The 18418-nt window shown below is 53.5% G+C and carries 25 protein-coding genes and 1 pseudogene; 21 read left to right on the top strand and 5 right to left on the bottom strand.

The window, feature by feature from the left end; all coding sequences use genetic code 11:
* Position 1: 1 nt before the first annotated feature.
* On the top strand, positions 2–208 hold the full coding sequence (locus TC41_RS08695) for a helix-turn-helix transcriptional regulator (protein ID WP_014464663.1): 207 nt from the start codon (positions 2–4) through the stop codon (positions 206–208).
* Between the two features lie 5 nt (positions 209–213).
* Here the strand turns inward: TC41_RS08695 and TC41_RS08690 are convergent, their stop codons facing one another.
* Positions 214–537 carry a helix-turn-helix domain-containing protein gene (locus tag TC41_RS08690; protein WP_014464662.1) on the bottom strand — a complete coding sequence of 108 codons (324 nt, stop codon included), beginning with the start codon at positions 535–537 and terminating at the stop codon, positions 214–216.
* Positions 538–555: 18 nt separating this feature from the next.
* On the opposite strand from TC41_RS08690, the gene TC41_RS15865 reads away from it, so the two are divergent.
* Complete coding sequence (locus TC41_RS15865; RefSeq protein WP_041695800.1) at positions 556–768, top strand: helix-turn-helix transcriptional regulator; 213 nt, start codon at positions 556–558, stop codon at positions 766–768.
* 20 nt (positions 769–788) lie between these two features.
* On the opposite strand, the gene TC41_RS08680 is transcribed toward TC41_RS15865, so the two are convergent.
* On the bottom strand, positions 789–1148 hold the full coding sequence (locus TC41_RS08680; RefSeq protein WP_014464660.1) for a hypothetical protein: 360 nt from the start codon (positions 1146–1148) through the stop codon (positions 789–791).
* 20 nt (positions 1149–1168) lie between these two features.
* Here TC41_RS08680 and TC41_RS15860 point away from each other — a divergent pair, with 20 nt between their 5' ends.
* Entirely contained in the window at positions 1169–1342 is a 174-nt protein-coding gene (locus tag TC41_RS15860) for a hypothetical protein (protein WP_237699882.1), read from the top strand.
* 261 nt (positions 1343–1603) lie between these two features.
* Here TC41_RS15860 and TC41_RS15405 read toward each other — a convergent pair whose 3' ends face one another.
* Positions 1604–1921 carry a helix-turn-helix domain-containing protein gene (locus TC41_RS15405; protein ID WP_049784351.1) on the bottom strand — a complete coding sequence of 106 codons (318 nt, stop codon included), beginning with the start codon at positions 1919–1921 and terminating at the stop codon, positions 1604–1606.
* A 135-nt stretch (positions 1922–2056) separates the two neighbouring features.
* On the opposite strand from TC41_RS15405, the gene TC41_RS08670 reads away from it, so the two are divergent.
* From TC41_RS08670 to TC41_RS08640, 10 genes are all read left to right on the top strand, one after another.
* On the top strand, positions 2057–2284 hold the full coding sequence (locus TC41_RS08670) for a helix-turn-helix domain-containing protein (RefSeq protein ID WP_014464658.1): 228 nt from the start codon (positions 2057–2059) through the stop codon (positions 2282–2284).
* Positions 2281–2448: a hypothetical protein gene (locus tag TC41_RS16440; protein WP_014464657.1), complete on the top strand. Its 168-nt coding sequence runs from the start codon at positions 2281–2283 to the stop codon at positions 2446–2448. The genes TC41_RS08670 and TC41_RS16440 overlap by 4 nt, the downstream gene beginning before the upstream one ends.
* Before the next feature lie 102 nt (positions 2449–2550).
* Positions 2551–2769, top strand: coding sequence for a hypothetical protein (locus tag TC41_RS08665; RefSeq protein WP_014464655.1), 219 nt, complete (start codon positions 2551–2553; stop codon positions 2767–2769).
* An 85-nt stretch (positions 2770–2854) separates the two neighbouring features.
* The gene (locus tag TC41_RS08660) at positions 2855–3784 is read left to right on the top strand and encodes a PD-(D/E)XK nuclease family protein (protein WP_014464654.1); all 930 of its coding nucleotides are present in this window, start codon (positions 2855–2857) and stop codon (positions 3782–3784) included.
* A 34-nt stretch (positions 3785–3818) separates the two neighbouring features.
* On the top strand, positions 3819–4055 hold the full coding sequence (locus tag TC41_RS16860) for a hypothetical protein (RefSeq protein ID WP_014464653.1): 237 nt from the start codon (positions 3819–3821) through the stop codon (positions 4053–4055).
* A gap of 443 nt (positions 4056–4498) precedes the next feature.
* Entirely contained in the window at positions 4499–4636 is a 138-nt protein-coding gene (locus tag TC41_RS16855) for a hypothetical protein (protein WP_014464652.1), read from the top strand.
* A gap of 279 nt (positions 4637–4915) precedes the next feature.
* Positions 4916–5536, top strand: a complete 621-nt coding sequence (locus TC41_RS08650; RefSeq protein WP_041695243.1) for a hypothetical protein — start codon at positions 4916–4918, stop codon at positions 5534–5536.
* A 404-nt stretch (positions 5537–5940) separates the two neighbouring features.
* Positions 5941–6717 carry a phage repressor protein gene (locus TC41_RS08645; protein ID WP_014464651.1) on the top strand — a complete coding sequence of 259 codons (777 nt, stop codon included), beginning with the start codon at positions 5941–5943 and terminating at the stop codon, positions 6715–6717.
* A 644-nt stretch (positions 6718–7361) separates the two neighbouring features.
* Positions 7362–7706 carry a hypothetical protein gene (locus TC41_RS16850; protein WP_237699881.1) on the top strand — a complete coding sequence of 115 codons (345 nt, stop codon included), beginning with the start codon at positions 7362–7364 and terminating at the stop codon, positions 7704–7706.
* 355 nt (positions 7707–8061) lie between these two features.
* Positions 8062–10932: a phage/plasmid primase, P4 family gene (locus tag TC41_RS08640; protein ID WP_014464649.1), complete on the top strand. Its 2871-nt coding sequence runs from the start codon at positions 8062–8064 to the stop codon at positions 10930–10932.
* 57 nt (positions 10933–10989) lie between these two features.
* On the opposite strand, the pseudogene TC41_RS17400 reads toward TC41_RS08640, so the two are convergent.
* Together TC41_RS17400 and TC41_RS17285 are read right to left on the bottom strand one after the other, a co-directional pair.
* A pseudogene (locus TC41_RS17400) lies at positions 10990–12426 on the bottom strand (IS1182 family transposase).
* Positions 12427–12431: 5 nt separating this feature from the next.
* On the bottom strand, positions 12432–12758 hold the full coding sequence (locus TC41_RS17285; protein ID WP_374952871.1) for a DUF6788 family protein: 327 nt from the start codon (positions 12756–12758) through the stop codon (positions 12432–12434).
* Positions 12759–12902: 144 nt separating this feature from the next.
* On the opposite strand from TC41_RS17285, the gene TC41_RS16285 reads away from it, so the two are divergent.
* The 8 genes from TC41_RS16285 to TC41_RS08605 all read left to right on the top strand — a co-directional run bounded on the left by TC41_RS16285 (position 12903) and on the right by TC41_RS08605 (position 18411).
* Positions 12903–13076: a hypothetical protein gene (locus tag TC41_RS16285; RefSeq protein ID WP_158306733.1), complete on the top strand. Its 174-nt coding sequence runs from the start codon at positions 12903–12905 to the stop codon at positions 13074–13076.
* A gap of 146 nt (positions 13077–13222) precedes the next feature.
* The gene (locus TC41_RS16280) at positions 13223–13840 is read left to right on the top strand and encodes a hypothetical protein (RefSeq protein WP_158306732.1); all 618 of its coding nucleotides are present in this window, start codon (positions 13223–13225) and stop codon (positions 13838–13840) included.
* 106 nt (positions 13841–13946) lie between these two features.
* Positions 13947–15764, top strand: a complete 1818-nt coding sequence (locus TC41_RS08625; RefSeq protein WP_014464644.1) for a DEAD/DEAH box helicase — start codon at positions 13947–13949, stop codon at positions 15762–15764.
* Positions 15765–16385: 621 nt separating this feature from the next.
* Positions 16386–16559, top strand: coding sequence for a hypothetical protein (locus TC41_RS16435; protein WP_158306731.1), 174 nt, complete (start codon positions 16386–16388; stop codon positions 16557–16559).
* Between the two features lie 293 nt (positions 16560–16852).
* Complete coding sequence (locus tag TC41_RS08620) at positions 16853–17386, top strand: sigma-70 family RNA polymerase sigma factor (protein ID WP_014464641.1); 534 nt, start codon at positions 16853–16855, stop codon at positions 17384–17386.
* Between the two features lie 16 nt (positions 17387–17402).
* Positions 17403–17753: a hypothetical protein gene (locus TC41_RS08615; RefSeq protein ID WP_041695242.1), complete on the top strand. Its 351-nt coding sequence runs from the start codon at positions 17403–17405 to the stop codon at positions 17751–17753.
* A gap of 107 nt (positions 17754–17860) precedes the next feature.
* Positions 17861–18055 carry a hypothetical protein gene (locus TC41_RS08610; RefSeq protein WP_014464639.1) on the top strand — a complete coding sequence of 65 codons (195 nt, stop codon included), beginning with the start codon at positions 17861–17863 and terminating at the stop codon, positions 18053–18055.
* A complete protein-coding gene (locus tag TC41_RS08605; protein WP_237699880.1) occupies positions 18046–18411 on the top strand; it encodes a DUF4406 domain-containing protein in 366 nt (121 codons plus the stop codon). The genes TC41_RS08610 and TC41_RS08605 overlap by 10 nt, the downstream gene beginning before the upstream one ends.
* The last annotated feature ends 7 nt before the right edge of the window (positions 18412–18418 follow it).

Here is an 18418-nt window from a genome sequence, read left to right as displayed (position 1 = left end):
GGTGCTCGGTAGTGTTCTCAAAACAGCCCGCAGAGCAAAGGGCATGACGCAACAAGAGGTTGCGGACAGTGCTGGAATTCACGTTCGAACCTACCAGAACTATGAGAGCAACAAGCGCTGTCCGACGTTGGATGTTGCAGCTCGGTTGTCCGACATCCTCGGCGTCGACGTTCGCGACCTGGCGCAACGCCAGTCGAGAAGCGCTTGACCGGACTACGAACCCGGCTCCTGCGACGACGAGCTGCGCTTCGGCGGCGTTGGATCGTCGGTGCGGCCGACGAGGTAGTCCAGGCTGACGTTGAAGAAGTCGGCGAGAGCTTTCAGTTGGCTGATATTCGGTTCACGCTTGTCCGTTTCGTAATGGTAAATGGTTCGCCAGTGCACTCCAAGATAAGAGGCTAATTCTTCGCGGCGAATTCCGTGTTCATGGACAAGCGAACGCAGACGTTGGCCGAAAGTTGTCATGGCAAAACTCCTGAGTAACCACTTGACATTGAACAAAACGTTCAGTACGATGTTCTTGAACGAAATGTTCAAGAACTCCTTGGGGTGGTGATGATGAGAAGCCGATTGCGCGAGCGCAGGCTGGAATTAAACATGAGCTACCAAGAGCTTGCCCAAGCGATCGGTGTATCTGAGCGAGCGGTTCGATACATCGAGAAAGGTGAACGGCAACCTTCTTGGAAGACAGCGCGAAAGTTGTCGGAAACACTCGGACTGACACTTGAAGAAGTGATGTTTAACGATAGCGACAATCACGTAGCTTGAACCTTGACAGTTCTATAGAGTCAATCCGCAAACGGATCGTCGTCCTCCGGCCGCGGGTCCACCCACTGACCACGAGGATAAGGTCTGAACTCCTCGGGCAGATCAGACCATCTGAGGACGGACAGCGACCATCGACGCTCGGTGTCGCGCAGAACCAGCATGGTGGGTGAGACTTCGACGAGCATGGCGGACTCGACGAAGAACGCGCCGCCGTCCAGGGCAATCAGCCCGCCCTCCTTGTGGCGGGAGACTCTGTGGATCACAGTGTCGATAATGAGGGATGACCTGCCGCCGCACATGAGTGTCATGCGGACGGGCACCCCGACGAAGCGTTCAATAATTTCGTCGGCGCGGTCGCGGGTTTCGGGCAAGGGAATCACTCCTTAAAGGGATGGGACTCATGGTTGCACAGAACCTAGCAAACGAGGATTTGATCGTCCTCTACGAACGCAGCATTCAACTCCTGAGCAAGCACATTGAGTTTCCACAGGTTCAGGAGATCATCAACACGATCAAATTTGCGGTGTTGTGCATGAAACATCCGGATAAGGCTCAGAACCTCGCCAAAGTGTAACGAATAAATTCCAATGTTTTCCTCGAATCATGAAGTGGACAGGGGATGATGACACGATTTCACCTTTTGGTATGCAGAAGACGCCTTTATCCAAGTGAATGAGGTGCAGACCGTCTTCACCTGTAGTCACGTGACCAATAACTGTATCGAATTCAAGGACTGCATGATCCTCATGGAATTGTAAGTGCGCACGAACCTGCCGCCCAACGAAGCGAGAAAAGATCTCGTTTACGGATTGGTCGCGGGTTTCGGGCAAGGGGATCACTCCTTCGAAGAACCCAGACTCTCTAGGAATTTGGTGAGTTGAACACGTTGATCGACCGTTAGATTGCTGGCTGCTCGCATCAGTTGCAAAAGGTCAGTTGGTAGTTCGTTAGGAGAATGATCGCTAAAGAATTCGGCTAAAGAAATCCCTAGAAAATCGCAGATCGATTCCAACGTCTGCAGTTTGATTCCGCTGGCGTTGTTCTCGACTTGACTGATGAAGGACTGGTGAACGCCGACGGCTTCAGCAAGCTGTTTGGTTGTTAATCCGGCTGCCATACGAAGGGAGCGCAAGCGAGCACCCACATCAAACACTGCACGGCTCCCCTTCCATCAGTAACACTAATTCAATCCTACACAAGCGCCAAAAAAGAAGACAACAAAAATTAGTGTCACTCTTGACATCGATGAGTAATGCTAATAAGATAATAAGCGAAGGGAGTGAATTGAATGTTCAACGCGCAAGCGTTGCAAAGAATCCGCAATGAACGAGGGTTAAGCCAGGCGGCGCTTGCGAAGAGAGTGGGGGTTGTGCAATCGGCAATCAGCCAGTTTGAATCGGGTGCAGTTCAGCCTGCCATCGATACGTTAGAACGTTTGGCTGATGCGCTAAACGTTCCAATTTCGGAACTTTTGACATCGCAAACAGACAAAGCAAGAAAGGAGCAACCCCAGTGATCGTCACCACACATGACATCACCTTCGCAAACGAGCTTATTGGGGAGTTCGAAGCGGCGGCGAAGTTTGCAAGCCAATTCGAGAGTCCTTGGGGAGTTCAGACGGAGATCACATTCCAGCGGATGATTCGTGAGTTGAAGGAGGCAACGAACCATGCTGTATGAGTACATCATCTCCAAACTGTGCGACGGCGACCGGAACGACCCGGACCGCGCGCGGTACACCATCGCGGATCTCGAAGCACTTCACGAGGAGGTCGAGGTGGCATGACTTACGATCAGTGGAAGTTGATGACGCCCGAAGAAGACGCGGCACTGTGGAGCTTCGATGATGAGGACGAGGTTCTGGAATGCGAGTGCTGCGGAGACGTGCTCGATGAGGACACCGCCATTCAGGACGGGGCATCTTGGTTCTGTTCGGAATGCTGGGAGTCGACGGAGATCATTGGGGAAGACGAAATCGAGGTGCAAAAAGAGAACGCCTGATGGGAACAGGCAGTAGAACAATACGCACAGCGCACCACAGATTCTAGCACGAAGCTCGGGCGTTGGCAAGGGGAGGGCGTAAAAAATGGTGGAACTACTGACACACAGCCGCATCACGATGCGGCAGACGTGCCCAACGAAGGAATGGTTGTGGTACGTGGAGCGGCTTCGCCCGCGCGAGGTCTCCTGGGCGCTCTCAATTGGAAGCGCGTGGCATCGGGGGTTGGAGTTGTGGCAGCGGGGCGAGGTTGACGAGGACGGTGCGGTGAGGACGGGCTTGGAGACGTTGGACTGGATCCGACCGGAGAGTGAAGAGGAGCGGTACAAACTCCAGCTTGAGCGCATCCGCACCGAATGCATGATTCGGTTCGCAGTTCGACATTTCAAACCGCGACGGTTGGTAGCGGTTGAGAGAGAGTTTGAAATTCCAATCTTGAATCCCGCCACCGGGCACAAGTCGAGAAAGTACGCGCTGGGCGGAAAGATCGATGGGATTTGCGAAGATGAACATGGAAACCTGTGGATTCTTGAGAACAAGACCACGGCCTCCATCGAACAGTTCAAACAGAGTTACGGTATGTCCCAACAATTAACATTATATGTATATGCTGCGTCGCGGGTCTTCGACAGGCCGATTGCAGGTGCAATCGTGAGAGCTGTGCAGAAGAGCCGCATGGAACCCAAACGGCGCAACGGAGAGGTGGTGGAAACCTGGGAGGACTTCCGGGACCGGCTCCTGGCGGAGTACGAGTCGAACCCCGACAAGTACTTGTCAGAAGACGAGGTGATCCGAGCCCCAGAACAGATCAAACAGTTTGAAAGCGAACTTTGGATGGAGTGCTTGGAACGCAATTGGCAAGCGCGTTCGGGTGTGGTTCGTCACAACACCGCCAATTGCCACCAATACGGTGGGTGCCCGTTCCTTCCACTTTGCTTAAATGTGGAAGGTGCAAGAGAGTCACTGTATTTCTTGTCAACGCAACAACACGATGAACTGAGTATCGAGACAGCTTAACAACGAATTCCAACGAAACAAGGAGGAATGGACAATGACACTGCCGGTTCAGTTTGACGAGGAACTTCTGAGGAAGCTTGGTCTCACAGTTCAGCAGGCGCAGGAACTCGAAGCGAATGGGATCACGTTGGAAGAGTACGCAAAGCTTCAGGAAGAGGCTGCGCAGCTTGAGGCGGAAGCTGAGATTGTTCCGGTTCGTTTCGGATCGTTGGGGCGGCAGGCGCCTTCCAAAATGAGGCAACCGGAGAAATTGTGCAAAAACTCCAAGTAAAAGTTCCATATTTTCACACCGCTCGGGTTTTGTTCACGCCACAGTCCGAAGGAGAAAGTTCGCTGCCGCTTTGCAGTTCTCATGATGGGCGAGTCGGAAAGTATCTAGATGAGAACGGAATCACTTGCTTCCGAAAGTGCGAATCCTGTCCATATAACGTTTTTGGGACGGATCCAAACGGAGGAAGAGGAAAAGCGTGTAAGACGATTCGCAGGCTCTATGTTTTGGAAGGCGACAGCGCGATTCCGGCGATTGTAAACTTGCCGCCGTCGTCGCATAAGGCTTGGGATAAATTTGTAAGTGCAATCAAATTCAGAGGTCAATTGGTATCGAGTTATTTGATTGAACTATCGTTGGAAGTTCGTAGAAACGGCGCGATGACTTGGAGTCAACTCACTGCACCAAAGATTGTTAGAGAGCTAACGCCGTTGGAGAAGGCGCGAGTGTTGAAAATTGGAAAGGAGCTTGAGGCGAAGCACCGGTCAATCTCGGTTGAAATCTCCGATTACTTGGCGGTGGACGGCGTTTCCGACGCGCAACCGAGTGCGACGGAGGAAACCGCTCAGGCTGCGCAGGCGTGATGCGGAGGGTTCGCCTCCGCACAACGCTTCCGAATGCTTCGGAGGCGGTGTGGGGCGGCGAACAAGTCGCTCCATAAATTATGGCATGGTCAGGCTAGGCGAGGCGTGGCATGGCATGGTGAGGTCGGGCCTGGTTGGGTGAGCCGCGGTGAGGTTTGGCAAGGCATGGCCGCTTCCCCGGTTGAGCGCTGGACACCGAGGTAGTGTCTGAAATCAGCCGGGAACAACAAAAGAGCGGCGTTCGCGCCGCTCCATCCTAAACGAAAGGGTGAAAGACGAATGTCAGTTGCCAACTCCATTATAGGTCTCACGGTCGATGGAAACAACGTTCAATTTGCACTGCCGTATCGGGTGGCGGTCAAGCTGAAGGGCACGGTTCCGCTGTTATTTCACCGATGGGATTGTGAAGACGTCGAAGCCAAGGCGCAGGCTGCAAAGGGTAGCTCTGCCAAGAAGACCGATAATGTAGAAGCTTATCTCTACCGCAACGAGGATGGAGAAATCTGTGTTCCCGCTACATATCTCCATCAGGCACTAGCGAACGCTGCGAAGTTCAAGCAGGATCCTCGCTCGCCAAGAAAGTCAATGTCAGATTTATCTAAAGCTGCATTTATCGTGACGCCGTGGCTGGCTTCAACGGGAAAAGCACAACCAGACTTTCTTGATAGACGCCGTGTTTTAGTTCAACGAGCGGGAGTTACCAGGGTTCGTCCAGCGCTGTTACCAGGGTGGGAAGTTGAATTTCAAGTTGAGTGTCTTCTTCCAGAATATATCAGTCCGGAACTGCTCTATGACCTACTGGTTCAAGCGGGAAGGTTGGTTGGAATTGGAGATTATAGGCCAATGTTTGGAAGATTTCAGGTGGTGGAGTATAAGGTGTTGGAGGACGACGTGGAGTGAGTGCCTTGAGCGGAAGCTTCGCTTCCGCGACGTGTCTCCGAGGTGTCTCGGAGGCGGGTCGGGGCGGCGAAGAACCGCTCCAACGTTCATGGCCGGGTGTGGCACGGCAAGCCTCGGTGGGGTAGGGTCTGGAATGGCTTGGTGAGGCGGGCTGAGGCGTGGTCAGGTTCGGCAGGCTATGGCAAGGCATGGTCGCTTCGCCGGTTGTGCGCTGCCCGCCGTGGTAGCGGGTGAAAACAGCCGGCACCATAGCCCACTGTTACAGTGGGTGAACCTCCCTTTGTCAACGCCTAGAGAGCGCGCAGGGCGCGCCCCTGCGCCGGGCGCCGAAGCGATTCGGCGTCGAGCGGAGGGGCGAAGCCTCCAGATGTCGGTCGTTCCCTAACATCGATGGGAGGGATTCTATGAAGCCAACAGACACAGAAAACAGCAGTTCGCTGATGGAGTTGACGTATCAAGGACGCAAGGTGCGAGTTGTTATCATTGACGGTCAGCCATGGTGGGTAGCAAAAGATGTGTGTGAAGCGTTGGGGCATTCTAACAATCGCGCCGCACTGGAGCGGTTGGATGACGACGAAAAGGGTGTAAGTACTGTTTACACCCCTGGTGGTCCTCAGAAGATGGCTGTTGTTAACGAGGCAGGCCTGTACCGCTTAATCTTTACGAGTCGCGTGGAGCAAGCCGAACAATTCAAGCGTTGGACTTATCACGAAGTCCTACCTTCCATTCGTAAAACCGGCGAATACAAGACGTCCGAGCGCAGACAGCAGGATGAGATCGCGCAAAAGCGGATCATGATCATGGAGCTCAACGCCAAGACACGCCAAGCGAAATTGCTCCTTGACATGACATATCGATTCAAAGATCGCCTGTCGGATGTGGCGATCGAGAGTTTGCTTGCGTTCAGTGCAAATTTGCTTGCTGGACGTGAAATGCTTCCGCTTCCAACGACGGAGCGATTGTATACGGCGACGGAAATTGCAGAGGAACTTGGTGTATCGGCTAATGCAGTTGGCCGCGCAGCGAACGCACTTGGATTAAAGACCGACGAATTTGGGAAGTTCGTACTCGACAAGTCGCCATACAGCAACAAGCAGGTTGAAGCGTTTCGATATAACGAACGCGGGCGTGAGATGCTAACCAAGCATTTCATGGGGAACCGAATCGACCTAGAGGAATAGTCAACGCAAGGCTTCGCCCTTGCGCCCTGTACCGAAGGTCTTCGGTACAGAGTGGAGGGGCGAACCGCGAACCCTCTCGGGTGTCTGACGACGCCCGCTTTAAGCAACAGCAGAGGATGCCCTTGGTGTCCTCGGCGCCAGCGTATCGCCAAACGCAACGAGATTCGCAACATTGGGCGATGTGCGGTGCTAGACCGAACCTTGAAAACTGAATATGCACGATGTTTATGTTCATGCATTTCATCCATACGAAAATTTCATGATCGAGATTTCGTTTGGATGAAAATAACAAACCCAGTCGTGGCGCGGGTTCTTGGGGATTTTTGCGAACGTGTGTTTGTCCTACAGCACACCTGTGAGTAGAGAGGTCTTCTCTCGGCACACGTTCGTGCCACTCCGCTGCCCCGCCCGGTGCACGAGCTGCAATAATCACGCGCCAAATGGCGCACTGTTGTCCCAGCAGTTCGTGCGCTGCGCCGGGCGGCGGAGGCACCGCCCGCCTGTGGCGTTCGGCAGGCGCAAATCTGGGACACGGCAAAGGCGAGTGTTCCGCGCTTCAGGCGCGTTCGCGCCTGTCGGGACGCCACATGGTTGACAACAATGATCCATCGAATCGGTTGTATTGCAGATGGTGAAAGGAGGCGGTGGGTATTAGTGATTGGCATGCACATGATTGGCGCTGGGATCCGCGGTCTGAACTCACACTTGATCATGATGTGTGGGAACTTCTTCTAACTAAAGTTGTGGATGATGAAGAAATTGGCTGGATCTTAAATGGCGCACGATGTGCAGGATGCCGATTGTTTCTGACAGACGGACACTACCGCATCGAACCGACCATTGACCCGAAACGAGGGTTTGACACAAAGGAGGATTGGGAAGAGTTCCGACGCCAATGGCTCCTTCCGAATGCAGGGAAAATCACAGCAGCCCTAAGAAAACTGGAAGAAACTGAACGATCGCTTAGGTTGCGCTTAGGAACTGCTTAGGGTGTGCTTAGGTTCCTGCTTAGGTAAAAATCGCATAACGACGCGGATCCAAACGATTTGCTTAGGTCAGAGGTTCTACGCAAATCTACATTACCACAAAACAAAATCTACACTCTACCCTCTACCTAAGCAAATCCCCAAAAACCGCGTCATACCGCCATTCTTACCTAAGCACACACCTAAGCAATACCTACACACTACCTACGCACTTTTCTCTTTACCTATACACCCCCCCTTAAAAAAGAGAGAGAGGAGGAAGAAGGAAGAGGAGATTATGGCACCATTGCCACACTGATCGATTTTCATGATGAACATATCATGAAGAGGATCATGTGGAAAGCGAGGGTTCTGATAAATGCCGGAACAGGAAGTTGTATATGGTGATTCTAGAATTTCGGTTGAATTCTTGAAATGGTGGTTTGAAGGGGTCTTTGGGTACGTAGAAATTCGTCCCATTCCCAACCGCCGTGAAGATGAGGAAGCAGCAAGGATGGCCTTGAGATGGCGGCGTTCGTTTCAGACGAACAGGTTGGAGGATGTGGAGGACCACTTGCGCGCTGGTTACCAAGATGCGATCATGGCGCGGTGTGGCTGGTACTTTGGTGTCTGCCCTCGATACAAACCTGTGAAACGAGAAGAAGATGGACGTTGGGTTGGCGGTAGTCGAGAGGATGTCGATTGTTGTCGAGGCGCTTGGGCGGACATAGACGATCATGGCGATGAAGATGACGCGCAGCGGATGAAACACGCCGAGCGCGCGCTGGAGGTATTAGCTGACTTGGGGATCGTGCCAAGCGCGGTGGTGCGTTCCGGTGGGGGGCAAGGCAAGCACTTGTACTTCCGCTTCACGAAGTCCGTTGACGCTTCAACAGGTGTTCAGATCTCGCGAAAACTGGCGCGTGTGCTTGGCAGTGATCCGGCAGTGGCTGATGCGGCACGGGTATTGCGAATTCCGGGTTCTCTTCATACCAAATCAGGTACGCCGATTCTTGTGAAAATCGAAAGCCAGAACGATGACAGGTACGATCCGGACGCGTTTGAACACGCGCTGGACGAGGCGGCAGCAGCCATGGGAATTGACACATCAGAATCGATTGACTTGCGCACAGACGACTCGCGAAGTACCGAAGCATGGGATCCTGTACCGATAGACTTTATCCGGGAGAACTTGCCGGCGTTATGTCCCAGGATGGCGTTGTACATCGCAGAGCCGAACGTCGTGACAGAACCAGTGTGGCACAAGATGGCGTCGCTCCTGAAATCTCTCAACCCGGATTCGGTACTCTTCCACGAATGGTCCAAGGGTTACAACGCAGGTCCGGATAAGAGATACCGTTTCCCGGAAACGGAGCGCAAATTCCGGTCGAGTCAGGGAAAGCCGATTCGTTGTTCAACATTTCACGCCCTCGATCCGCTGCAATTATGCCAGGAGTGTCCGCACTTCGCAAAACAGACCAGCCCGGCGACAGTGGTGCGGAGAGCATATGCAAAGGCGATTGGACAAACGGGAATTTACGGCATGCCGCGAAGCTCAAAAGAAGAGATTCGATTGGATGGGCGCCAGGTGGATGGCATCACGTTCGATCGTCTACCTTCGGGCGATCCCAATATGAAACGGACGGTAGGAACAGACAACGCAACGCAGAGCCCGGGCGAATGGACCGAGGTTGAACGAGAGGACGATGTGATCGTTCGGGATCCAGAAGTCTTTGATGTGCTCCGGGGGCTCGACGAAACGAAAGAAGTTGTTCCAAGAGACTATTGGCGTACTCAAGGCATGAGATTTGAGATCGCCAAGTCTTGGATGCAACATTCTGGAAATCGAGCTGTTCGTTATGACGAAGAACGAGACAAGTGGGAGTTGACGCATTGGGACTTTGCAAAGATCTTGTATCAAGATTTTCCTTCCTACTACTTCTATTCGGGCATCAATCTGTATAACGGCAGTTACTACGAGTTCAGAAAAGGGGACGAGGAAGTCGTCAAGCGGTTTATCGGAGAGGCCTTGGCCTCTCGAAACAAGGGATGGGCGACGATGGGCACTATCAACCACATCTTTTCGCTTTACAAGAATTTCTTAGAAGCTGATGAAGAACGAAATGTTGATGATGCCAAGGTGGTGGACGTCTTTGACGCCGATCCTGTGTTTCCGGTGCTGAATGGGTTGCTCGATGTATCGGATGGGCACCCAGTTCTCCGGGACTTCACACCTGATTGTCGAGTCACGTGGAAAATCAATGTGGAATGGTGGCCACAGTGGGCGGAGGGGCCGCGGCGTTGGACACCGGCGATGAAGCAAGCCCAAGAAGACATCGACGAGTTTTTGAGTCTGTATGAGTTTACACCGGAAACTCTTCAGGCTCTCTTGGAAGCCTTGGGTTACACGTTGGCGCGATTTGATATGAGAGAACAGAGGTACTTCATATTGCTAGGTCCTGGATACAACGGGAAGGGCACGTTCTTGAGGATTCTGGAGGCGATGTGTGGAAAGTTTGTACAGACGGTAACGTTGCAAGAGTTGGCGGAGAATCGATTTGCGGCAGGACGGTTGGCTCGTGCTGCAGTAAACATCGTCGCCGACGCCTCAAATCAAACTTTAAAGGACACGGAAACCATCAAGAAACTTACAGGGAATGATTTGCTTACTGCGGAAATGAAGTATCGGGATGCGTTTCCTTTCCGCCCGCGTTTGAAACTGTGGATGGCAGCAAACTATCTGCCACCGACACCAGATACGAGCTTTGGCTTCTTCCGCAGGCCGTTGATTTTCCCTTTCCATAAGCAGTTTCCCGTAATGAACGCGGATTGGGAAAAGCGGCTGCACACGAAAGAGGCGCTGTCCTATCTATTCTTCCTTGCAGTGAAGTATTACCTGAAGATGCGCTTAGACGGGCGAAGGCTCACCGAATCTCCTGAAATGCGCCGTGTTCGCTTGGATTATTGGGCCAATAACGATGTAGTTCAGGCGGCTATTCAAAATGGCATCTTCGAGTTTCCGACTCACGATAGGGATGCTGATCAGTACGTCGTTCCGCGAGCATTGGCGACGAAAGCGATCGAACTCTTTGCAGAAGAATTGGGTCGTAAAAAGGTCAGTACCAGCACGCTTTTTGAACGTCTGCGGTCAAACTACGGCAACGAGAGCTCTGAAAAAGTGGGGAATTTCGCGGGATCAGGGGAGCCAATCAGAAATCCGTGTGGTCGGATACCTGTGGTTGAAGGCTGAATGAGTGGGGCTGGTTCGTATTTCCGTCGATTTGTTCCGTTGACCATCCTTAGCACATTACGAAGCAGGGACGGGTTTCGATGCTCGACCCTGGATCAGGTTGACGATCCGTTTCACGTTCACAACCAAAAACGTGAGATACACTTGGATGGCTACACGCCACTTGCCGCGGTAGCGTGCGCGTCCCAGGCCATGCCATTGTTTCAACTCGCCAAATGTGCGTTCGATGGCCTTCCGGTCGTGCAATGCTCGCCGTAAACTTCGCTGGCTCTGAAGTGACTCCCGAACCCGGTCGCTGAGATACACTCGCTTCCGGGTTTCCTTCTTTCCCAGACACGCGGTTTTTCAATGGGCAGTTTTGGCAATCGGTTTGCGAAAAGTAGTACAGAAACCCGCCTTTTGAAAGGCGTTTTTCCGCTCGTCTCCTTCCGTCCTGGGCACACAAAGGTGTCTTTCCGAGGCCGATAACGGAATCGTGTCTTCGCCAGGACACCGGCGTTTCGTGAAGGAATCTCCGGCTTTGCGCCATGGCTGCGAATGGCGTTTCGATTCCCGATCGAGTCATAGCCTTTGTCGGCCACCACCGAAGTAAACCGATGCCCTTTGCGGACGTCCTGTTCAAGCAGTTCTGGCAGGTGCTCTCCTTCGTGTTCGTTCCCGCTCAATATTTGAACAGAAGTGACAATCCCAGAGGCATCCATGGACGCGTGGGCTTTGTAACCAAAAAACGGAGTCCGTTTGTTTTTGAATCCCCACCTGCCGTCCGGGTCGATCAAGTTGGTCACACCCCCTTCCCCCGACAGAATCTGTGCCACCGTGTCCCGCAAAGACTGCAATTCCGTATGGCCCGCAGCATCAACCGCGTCGAGCAAGTGTTGGGTCAACTTCTCCTCTTTGGCCAGGTCCGGCTCGGATGCATTCGTGTACTCTTCTTGTAGCTGGTTCGCCGTCTCCGCAGCGGTCTTGGCATCTATGCGCTCCCAAGCACGGAACAGACGCCGCCGTGCAGCACGGAGTAACTCCTTCCGGTTTTGTACGGCTGCATTCGCCGAAATCACCGTGGCATCCACACACTGCCGTTTCCCTTCAAGAAGCCCCTTTTTGGCGGGCCTGTTCCACGATGCGGTCCAATAGCCGGGCGCATCGTTCAGGTCCCAGTCGGCGGCGGAACACGACCAGGGTGGAGTCGTCAGGGGTATCGTCATCCAGAGAAAAGTGGGCAAAGGCACGATACAACAGGTTGTACCGCAGCTCCTCTGCAACCCGTACGTCTGACAGGTTGTAGAAGTACGCGAGAAACAGCACACGCAGGAGCTGTTCAGGCGCATAGGCAGGACGGCCATGATGGAGACTATACAGATCGCGGGTTTCTTCTTCCACGAAAGAAAAGTCGATATGTTGGTCAATGGCAAGAAGAATGTGATTCTCCGGCAACAGCTTTCGAATCAACCAGTCATCCCATAGCGAACGTGAATCCGGGAAGCGCGTGAGCATGAGGATCAGTCCTCCAGCATCAGACGGCGATTGTACTCGCCCAGTTTCTGTAGCGCCTCTCGCGCGGCGCGAAAACGCTCAACCCCAGTGCGTACGGCATCCACTTTGTCGGCGGGGACGTGGCAGGTACGCGTCCGGCCATTCTCCGACCACGTCAGCAGGTAGTACGGCCCGTGTTTTTGCCCGGAATGGCAGATGCAATTGGGTTTGCCACAAGTGCGGTAGGTTTCGACAAGTGAGCCAGCGATCGCTCCATCGAGATGAGCGAGCAAGTGTTGCTGTTGACGATTTCGATGTAGGACGAGGATGCTTCTTTTAGACAAAGGGATCACCACCAATCCGATGTGTTATACACATATAAGAATACCGTGAAATCGCCCAATGAACAATGACTTTTTCAGAGCTCTCGCAACATCAAAGAAGTGTATGGAACATGGAAAGATGGAAGACGAAAGCCGTTGTGGGTTGGCGTGCGTTTGGGTGAAGCCGCCTATGAGCTTACTCGCATTCGTCATGTTCCTGATGCAAAGACTGGGGAACTTGTGGTTGTCACATCCAACCTGATGGACGAGTATGAACTGGAAATTCAAAAAGCTGCGCAGGCTGTTCAGAAACGTTGGGGCGATCAGAAAAGAGCCGCGAGGAGGTAATCTGGAGCAATGGCAAGGCACATCGAGGAAAGGTTTAAAGATGTTGAGATTGCATTGCTTCCAACGAAGCATCTGTCTGATTTGGTCAAACCTCTTTGGTGGGATTGAGGGAAGTAAGGGACTATCTAGATGGAATTGAGAAATGGGTGAAGAATCGAAAAATCATGGAGTTAGTTGATTTAAGAACTTTGATCCCTTGGTGCGAACTAAAGAATACGCCTGATAACGAACCAGATGCGAGATTCATTCATCGTATTGTGATTACTTTGGTTCAGGTAAACGAATTGTTTGCTGATTCTATACCGGCTAGGCGGTTGATGGATAAATGGCTACAAGATCCTTTTGCGATGCAACTGGTCCGAGACAAAAAGGCGGAGTATTCATCAGGCGGATTTCATTTCGGAGTGTCGTTGGGTAGTGCTTCGAAAACAGAAGTGGAAGTTTCGTGGTATTCGCCAGATTTGTCGCCTTATTACACACTGGAAAACATAGAAAACTTGGAATTAATTCAATCATTGATACCGTGGATTGGGCGTCGAAGTTTCAATGGAGTACCCGTTCTTTATACAATGTTTGGTTTCGAACCGAATTCATGGATTGCCTTTTGCCCCGTATGTGCCACGTTTCATCTTCACAAAGGTAGGTTCGGTCTTCAAGAAGCACTCTGTAATCCTCGGTATTGGGATGTTTATGAACTTGCTGAGCCTACATTGTCGGTGCTCGAAATCTTAGACCATAAGCATACCTGCAAGGAACAAAGGTGAGGGTCAAGAACTGCTTACTGAATGATGGACAATGGCGATGGAGGTTCATGCGGTGGACGCTTTTCTGGAATACTTCGTCCCGCTTAGCGACGAGGAGTGACGCCCATTGAGAGTCATCACCGCCAAACACAAAAACGAACTAAAACTCCGCGATTACCAAATCGAAGCCGTCAACGCCATCCGACGGTATCCCAAGCCTCGTCCGATCCTCGTCGCGGCGACGGGAGCCGGGAAGACGGTGATGTCGTCGCAGTTCGCCGTAGAACGGCTGGAGCGCGGCCCGGTGTTGTTTTTGGCCCATCGTGACGAGCTCCTGGACCAGACGCTCGACAAGTTCTCGGTGGTGTTCGATGCCTTTGGCGAACAGGGGCGTGAGATCAAGGTCGGCAGGATCCAGGGGCCGGAGGACGACGTTGAGGCGGACTTTGCGGTGGCGTCGGTGCAGACGCTCTCGCAGACAGAGCGCTTGGAGCGTTGGATGGACGCGCATGAGACGACGCCGACGCTGATTACTGACGAGTGCCACCATGCGACGGCGAGATCGTACATGCGGATCTACGCCGCTCTCGGGTTTCTCGGTACTGTGCCGGAGGGTCATGTGCATCTGGGGCTCACGGCCACGCCCTATCGGACCGACAAGGCCGACCTCCGCAAGGTGTACGACGGCGTGGCCTACGCGATTGGAATCCATGACTTGATCGACATGGGTTTCTTGGTGCCGCCGAGGTCGGTGAAGCTCGAGATCGTCGAAGGCCTCGAAGGCAAGGACGACGGCGACTGGTCGGACGCCGAGGTCGAGGGCGCGGTGGACACGCCAAGCGTCAACCAACAGATCGTCGCGGTGTGGCAGGCACAGGCCTCCGACAGGCTGACGATCGCGTTCTGCGCCAGTGTGGAACACGCCTATCACCTGGCGGCGGAGTTCGAGCAGGCTGGAGTCCCCGTGGCGGTGGTGCACGGCGCCTTGCCCAAGGAAGAACGCCGGCAGATCCTTGACGCGTTCTCAGATGGAAATATTCGAGTCCTATGCAACTATGGAGTACTTACAGAAGGGTTCGATCGCCCGGAAGTGTCGTGCATCATCATGGCGCGACCTACCTTGAGTCACAGTCTTTACGTCCAGTGCGTCGGTCGAGGTCTGCGGATTGCGCCGCAAATCTTCAAAAAGGATTGTCTGGTGCTCGACGTGGTTGGGGTCACGGACGTGCATCGGCTGATGACGGTGGATCGGCTGCTCGCGGGCGAAGACAAGGACGAAAGCGGCGAGAAGCGCGAGCGGGCCGGCGGGGAGCGCGGTCCGCGGGTTGCCAAGCGGCTTACGGCGAGCGCGTTTCGGTGGATGCGGGTTCGCGAGCGTGTGTGGCTTGCGAAAGACTTCCGCGGCAACTTTGTCCGGGTCGAGCAGACACAGGTCGGCTGGTACGTGGCCTATGGACGATTCAGTACGGACGATCCGAGCGATAAGCCCGAGATGCACCGAGTGTACTTCGGGCCGGACTCCGAGATGGCCTGGGGCGCGGCGGCGACGTACGCGCAGATCGGGTTGTCAAAGAGTGCGGTGGGGGCCGAGGAGGAGTGGATGGATCTGCCGCCGACGGAGAAGCAAGTGGCGGCGCTGGAGCGCCGAGGTCTGCAAGCGCCGCAGACGCGGTGGGAGGCGGCGGAGCTCCTGACGAAGCCAACGCCGAGGCAGGAAGAGTTGCTTAAGCGGATCTTCAAGGCGAACAACATCCCGTACGCGCTGTTGCCCGAGACGATGGACGAGGCGAACGCGCTGCTCAATGCGGTGCTTGGGCAACGGCTGGAGCGACAGGAGTTTCTGGTGCGGTACGCGATGGTGCTGCCGCACAGGTGGGAGATCTTCCGGGACGTGGTGCAGAGGCATGAGGAGTCTAAAGCGGCGGCGGAGGCGATCGGTGTATGACGGGACACCCATAAGTAAGAAGTAGATTCCATGAAGCGAGGAGACTTAGGTATCTGATGATTACAGTATGAGTACATGCTCCAAAAAACAACAAAATTCAAGTTAGAGCTTGGAGGGACATATGTGAATCTGATTTTGTATTTATATCATTCAGTACATTTGCTAAAGAAAACCTATGCTTTCTTGGACATTTTAATTAGTTTTACCTATTTCGTTGTTGGTATGCCGCTTTTTCTTCGAACGCTTCAATTTGGACTTTGCGGATTTCAGACAAGTGACGCACCATCTTGCAATCCACAAAAGGAGGGGAAACATCACAACCGTGAAAAGTGCACCTAAAATTGATGCGAGCAACGAAAAGAGAGAAAATCCGAGGAATAAAAACCAGGTTCCGGGATTCGACCAACTTAGATTTGGTACAGATCGTGAATTTTCGAGTAGAAAATACATTACAAAGAATAGTATGGCTCCGCTGAGACATATCATGAACATTTCTATCGTGGAGCGGTTGTATGGATTTGTACTTTTGAAGCGTGGATGGAACCAGCAAAAGATTCCCCATAACGAATCGCGATACCACGACCAAAGCAAAGACAGAAAAGGACTGGAGGGGGCAGATGAATGTTCGTTCTGTATGCTTCGGCATTCTTCTTTCTTTTGGGATTCTTGAAATTGCGACCGAAACGCCATCGGGGAGAGTTCGAAGAAGAGGCCGGAGCTTTCGCATTGGTGTATAGCATCTTTGGTCTCTTGATTTCCGCCTTTCTCTGGTTCCTTACAGGGGTTTGGTTCTGATGGTCTCATGATACCTCCAGAACAAAGGAGATGGCATTGATACCTAGGCATTCGAGAAGAAGATGTTCGATTCCTGCACGTGGAGGCTCTATTGGAAATCGAGATTGGAGGCGAATGAGAACGATGCAAGCGAATGACACGGTCTGGGTGGTCGTCCAATGGTGGCCACGCGACGACTTTCCACCCCTCATCGAGGTGTTCGGGCAGCGAACGCTCGCGGAATATGACACCAAACGCAAACGAGACCAAGAACCGGAGTCAAGGGTCATCATGCAGGAGGCGTCAGTGAGGCAATGGTGACGCGGATGAACGACGCTCAACGCGAACTAGCTGCCAAGAACATTGGGCTGGTCTACTACATTGCTCGTCGTTATCGCTACCGTGCCGAACGACTCGGAATCGAGTTCGACGATCTCGTGGCTGCGGGTTTGTTGGCGTTGTGCAGGGCGACGTTGTTCTATCAATCCGAAGTCGGAAAGTTCGTGGGATTCGCCGCGCCGACCATCGCGCGCGAGTTGAAGAAGCTGATCCTGCGGGCAGGGAGACGCCCTTTGCAACGCTCGATCTTGCTGGATTTCGAAGACGAGGAGGAAGGCGAAAAGCATGTGGAGAGTCGAGACCTTTGGCACGAGGCGGACTGGAGTGTGGTCGAGATTCGGGAGTTCATGGCGGGGCTGACGCCTCGAGACCGTGAGATTGTCGGGTGGACGGTCGCGGGGTATTCACAGGCTGAGATCGGGCGCAGGTTGGGCGTAACCCAGCCCTCGGTGTGCCGGGCGTTGAGGCGGGTGCGCGAACGGTGGGTTGTCATGCAGACGGTGAGTTGATAGGAGGGAGCATGTGGTGTGGCACTGGATCGTTGAGACGGAACGACTGTTGTACACGGCGTCGCCTCAAGCACGCGCCGGGGGTGGTGCGGTAATTGCAGTTTTCATAGGTTCAATGGTTTCTACTTGGTTATTAGTTCGAGAAAAAACTCATGTACTGGAAGTGGTCGGCACGCTTTCCATCGTGGCGCTTGCGGCATCGTTTGTAGGGATGATTCTCGGCCTGTTGGCGCCCATTGTAGTACCTGTTTTCGTCGCCGTCGTGGCGGGATTTGTTTTTGGGTGGATCGCAGTTCAAATCTCTCGAGTTTCCAAGGTGCGAAAGCAACGTAAGAGCAACAGGGTCGTCAACTTCAGAATGAGATAGGGAATGGGATGCTCAGAAACTCTACAGGGTTACGAGTTTTAATTCCAACCTGATCGTTTTTCAGTTCGAAAACAACTTAAGAGTTTCTATTTTGAAAGGAGTATGCGATGAAGGCCGTCGTTTCGAAGGACTACTTAGACGCACTCATCAACATCGCTTGCGAAGCGGACGAACTGATCGTCGAACTGGAGGACTACGACCCGCGGGCGGGTCAGGCGCTGCGGGCGCGGTTCGCGCGGTGGTTTGAAGTCATTGACCGATATGCGGAGGAGCAAGAAAGGCGGCGAATCGCGTGGCACTGAAAGACCTAGAGACGCTTAAACGTGACGGTCGCTGGTACTTAGCCGGGCCCATGTCCGGCTACCCGGACTTCAACCGCCCGGCGTTTCACGAGGCGGCGGCGAGGCTTAGGGCGCAGGGCCTCGTGGTGGTCAATCCGGCGGAGATCTCGGGTGACGAGGACTGGGAGTGGGACGACTGGATGCGTGCGGCGCTGCACTGCCTGCTCGGATGTCACGCGGTGGTGTTCCTACCGGACTGGGAGTCTTCGCGCGGCGCGCGGTTGGAACGGGAGATTGCGGAGGCCTTGGGGATGCCGATGTTTGAGTATCACAACGGCGAGATCGAGCCGCTTGTCGTGCAATCCACCCATAAGTGAGGAGGGA

The organism is Alicyclobacillus acidocaldarius subsp. acidocaldarius Tc-4-1 (assembly GCF_000219875.1).
GTDB lineage: Bacteria > Bacillota > Bacilli > Alicyclobacillales > Alicyclobacillaceae > Alicyclobacillus > Alicyclobacillus acidocaldarius_A.
This window is presented reverse-complemented; position numbering and strand designations above follow the sequence as displayed.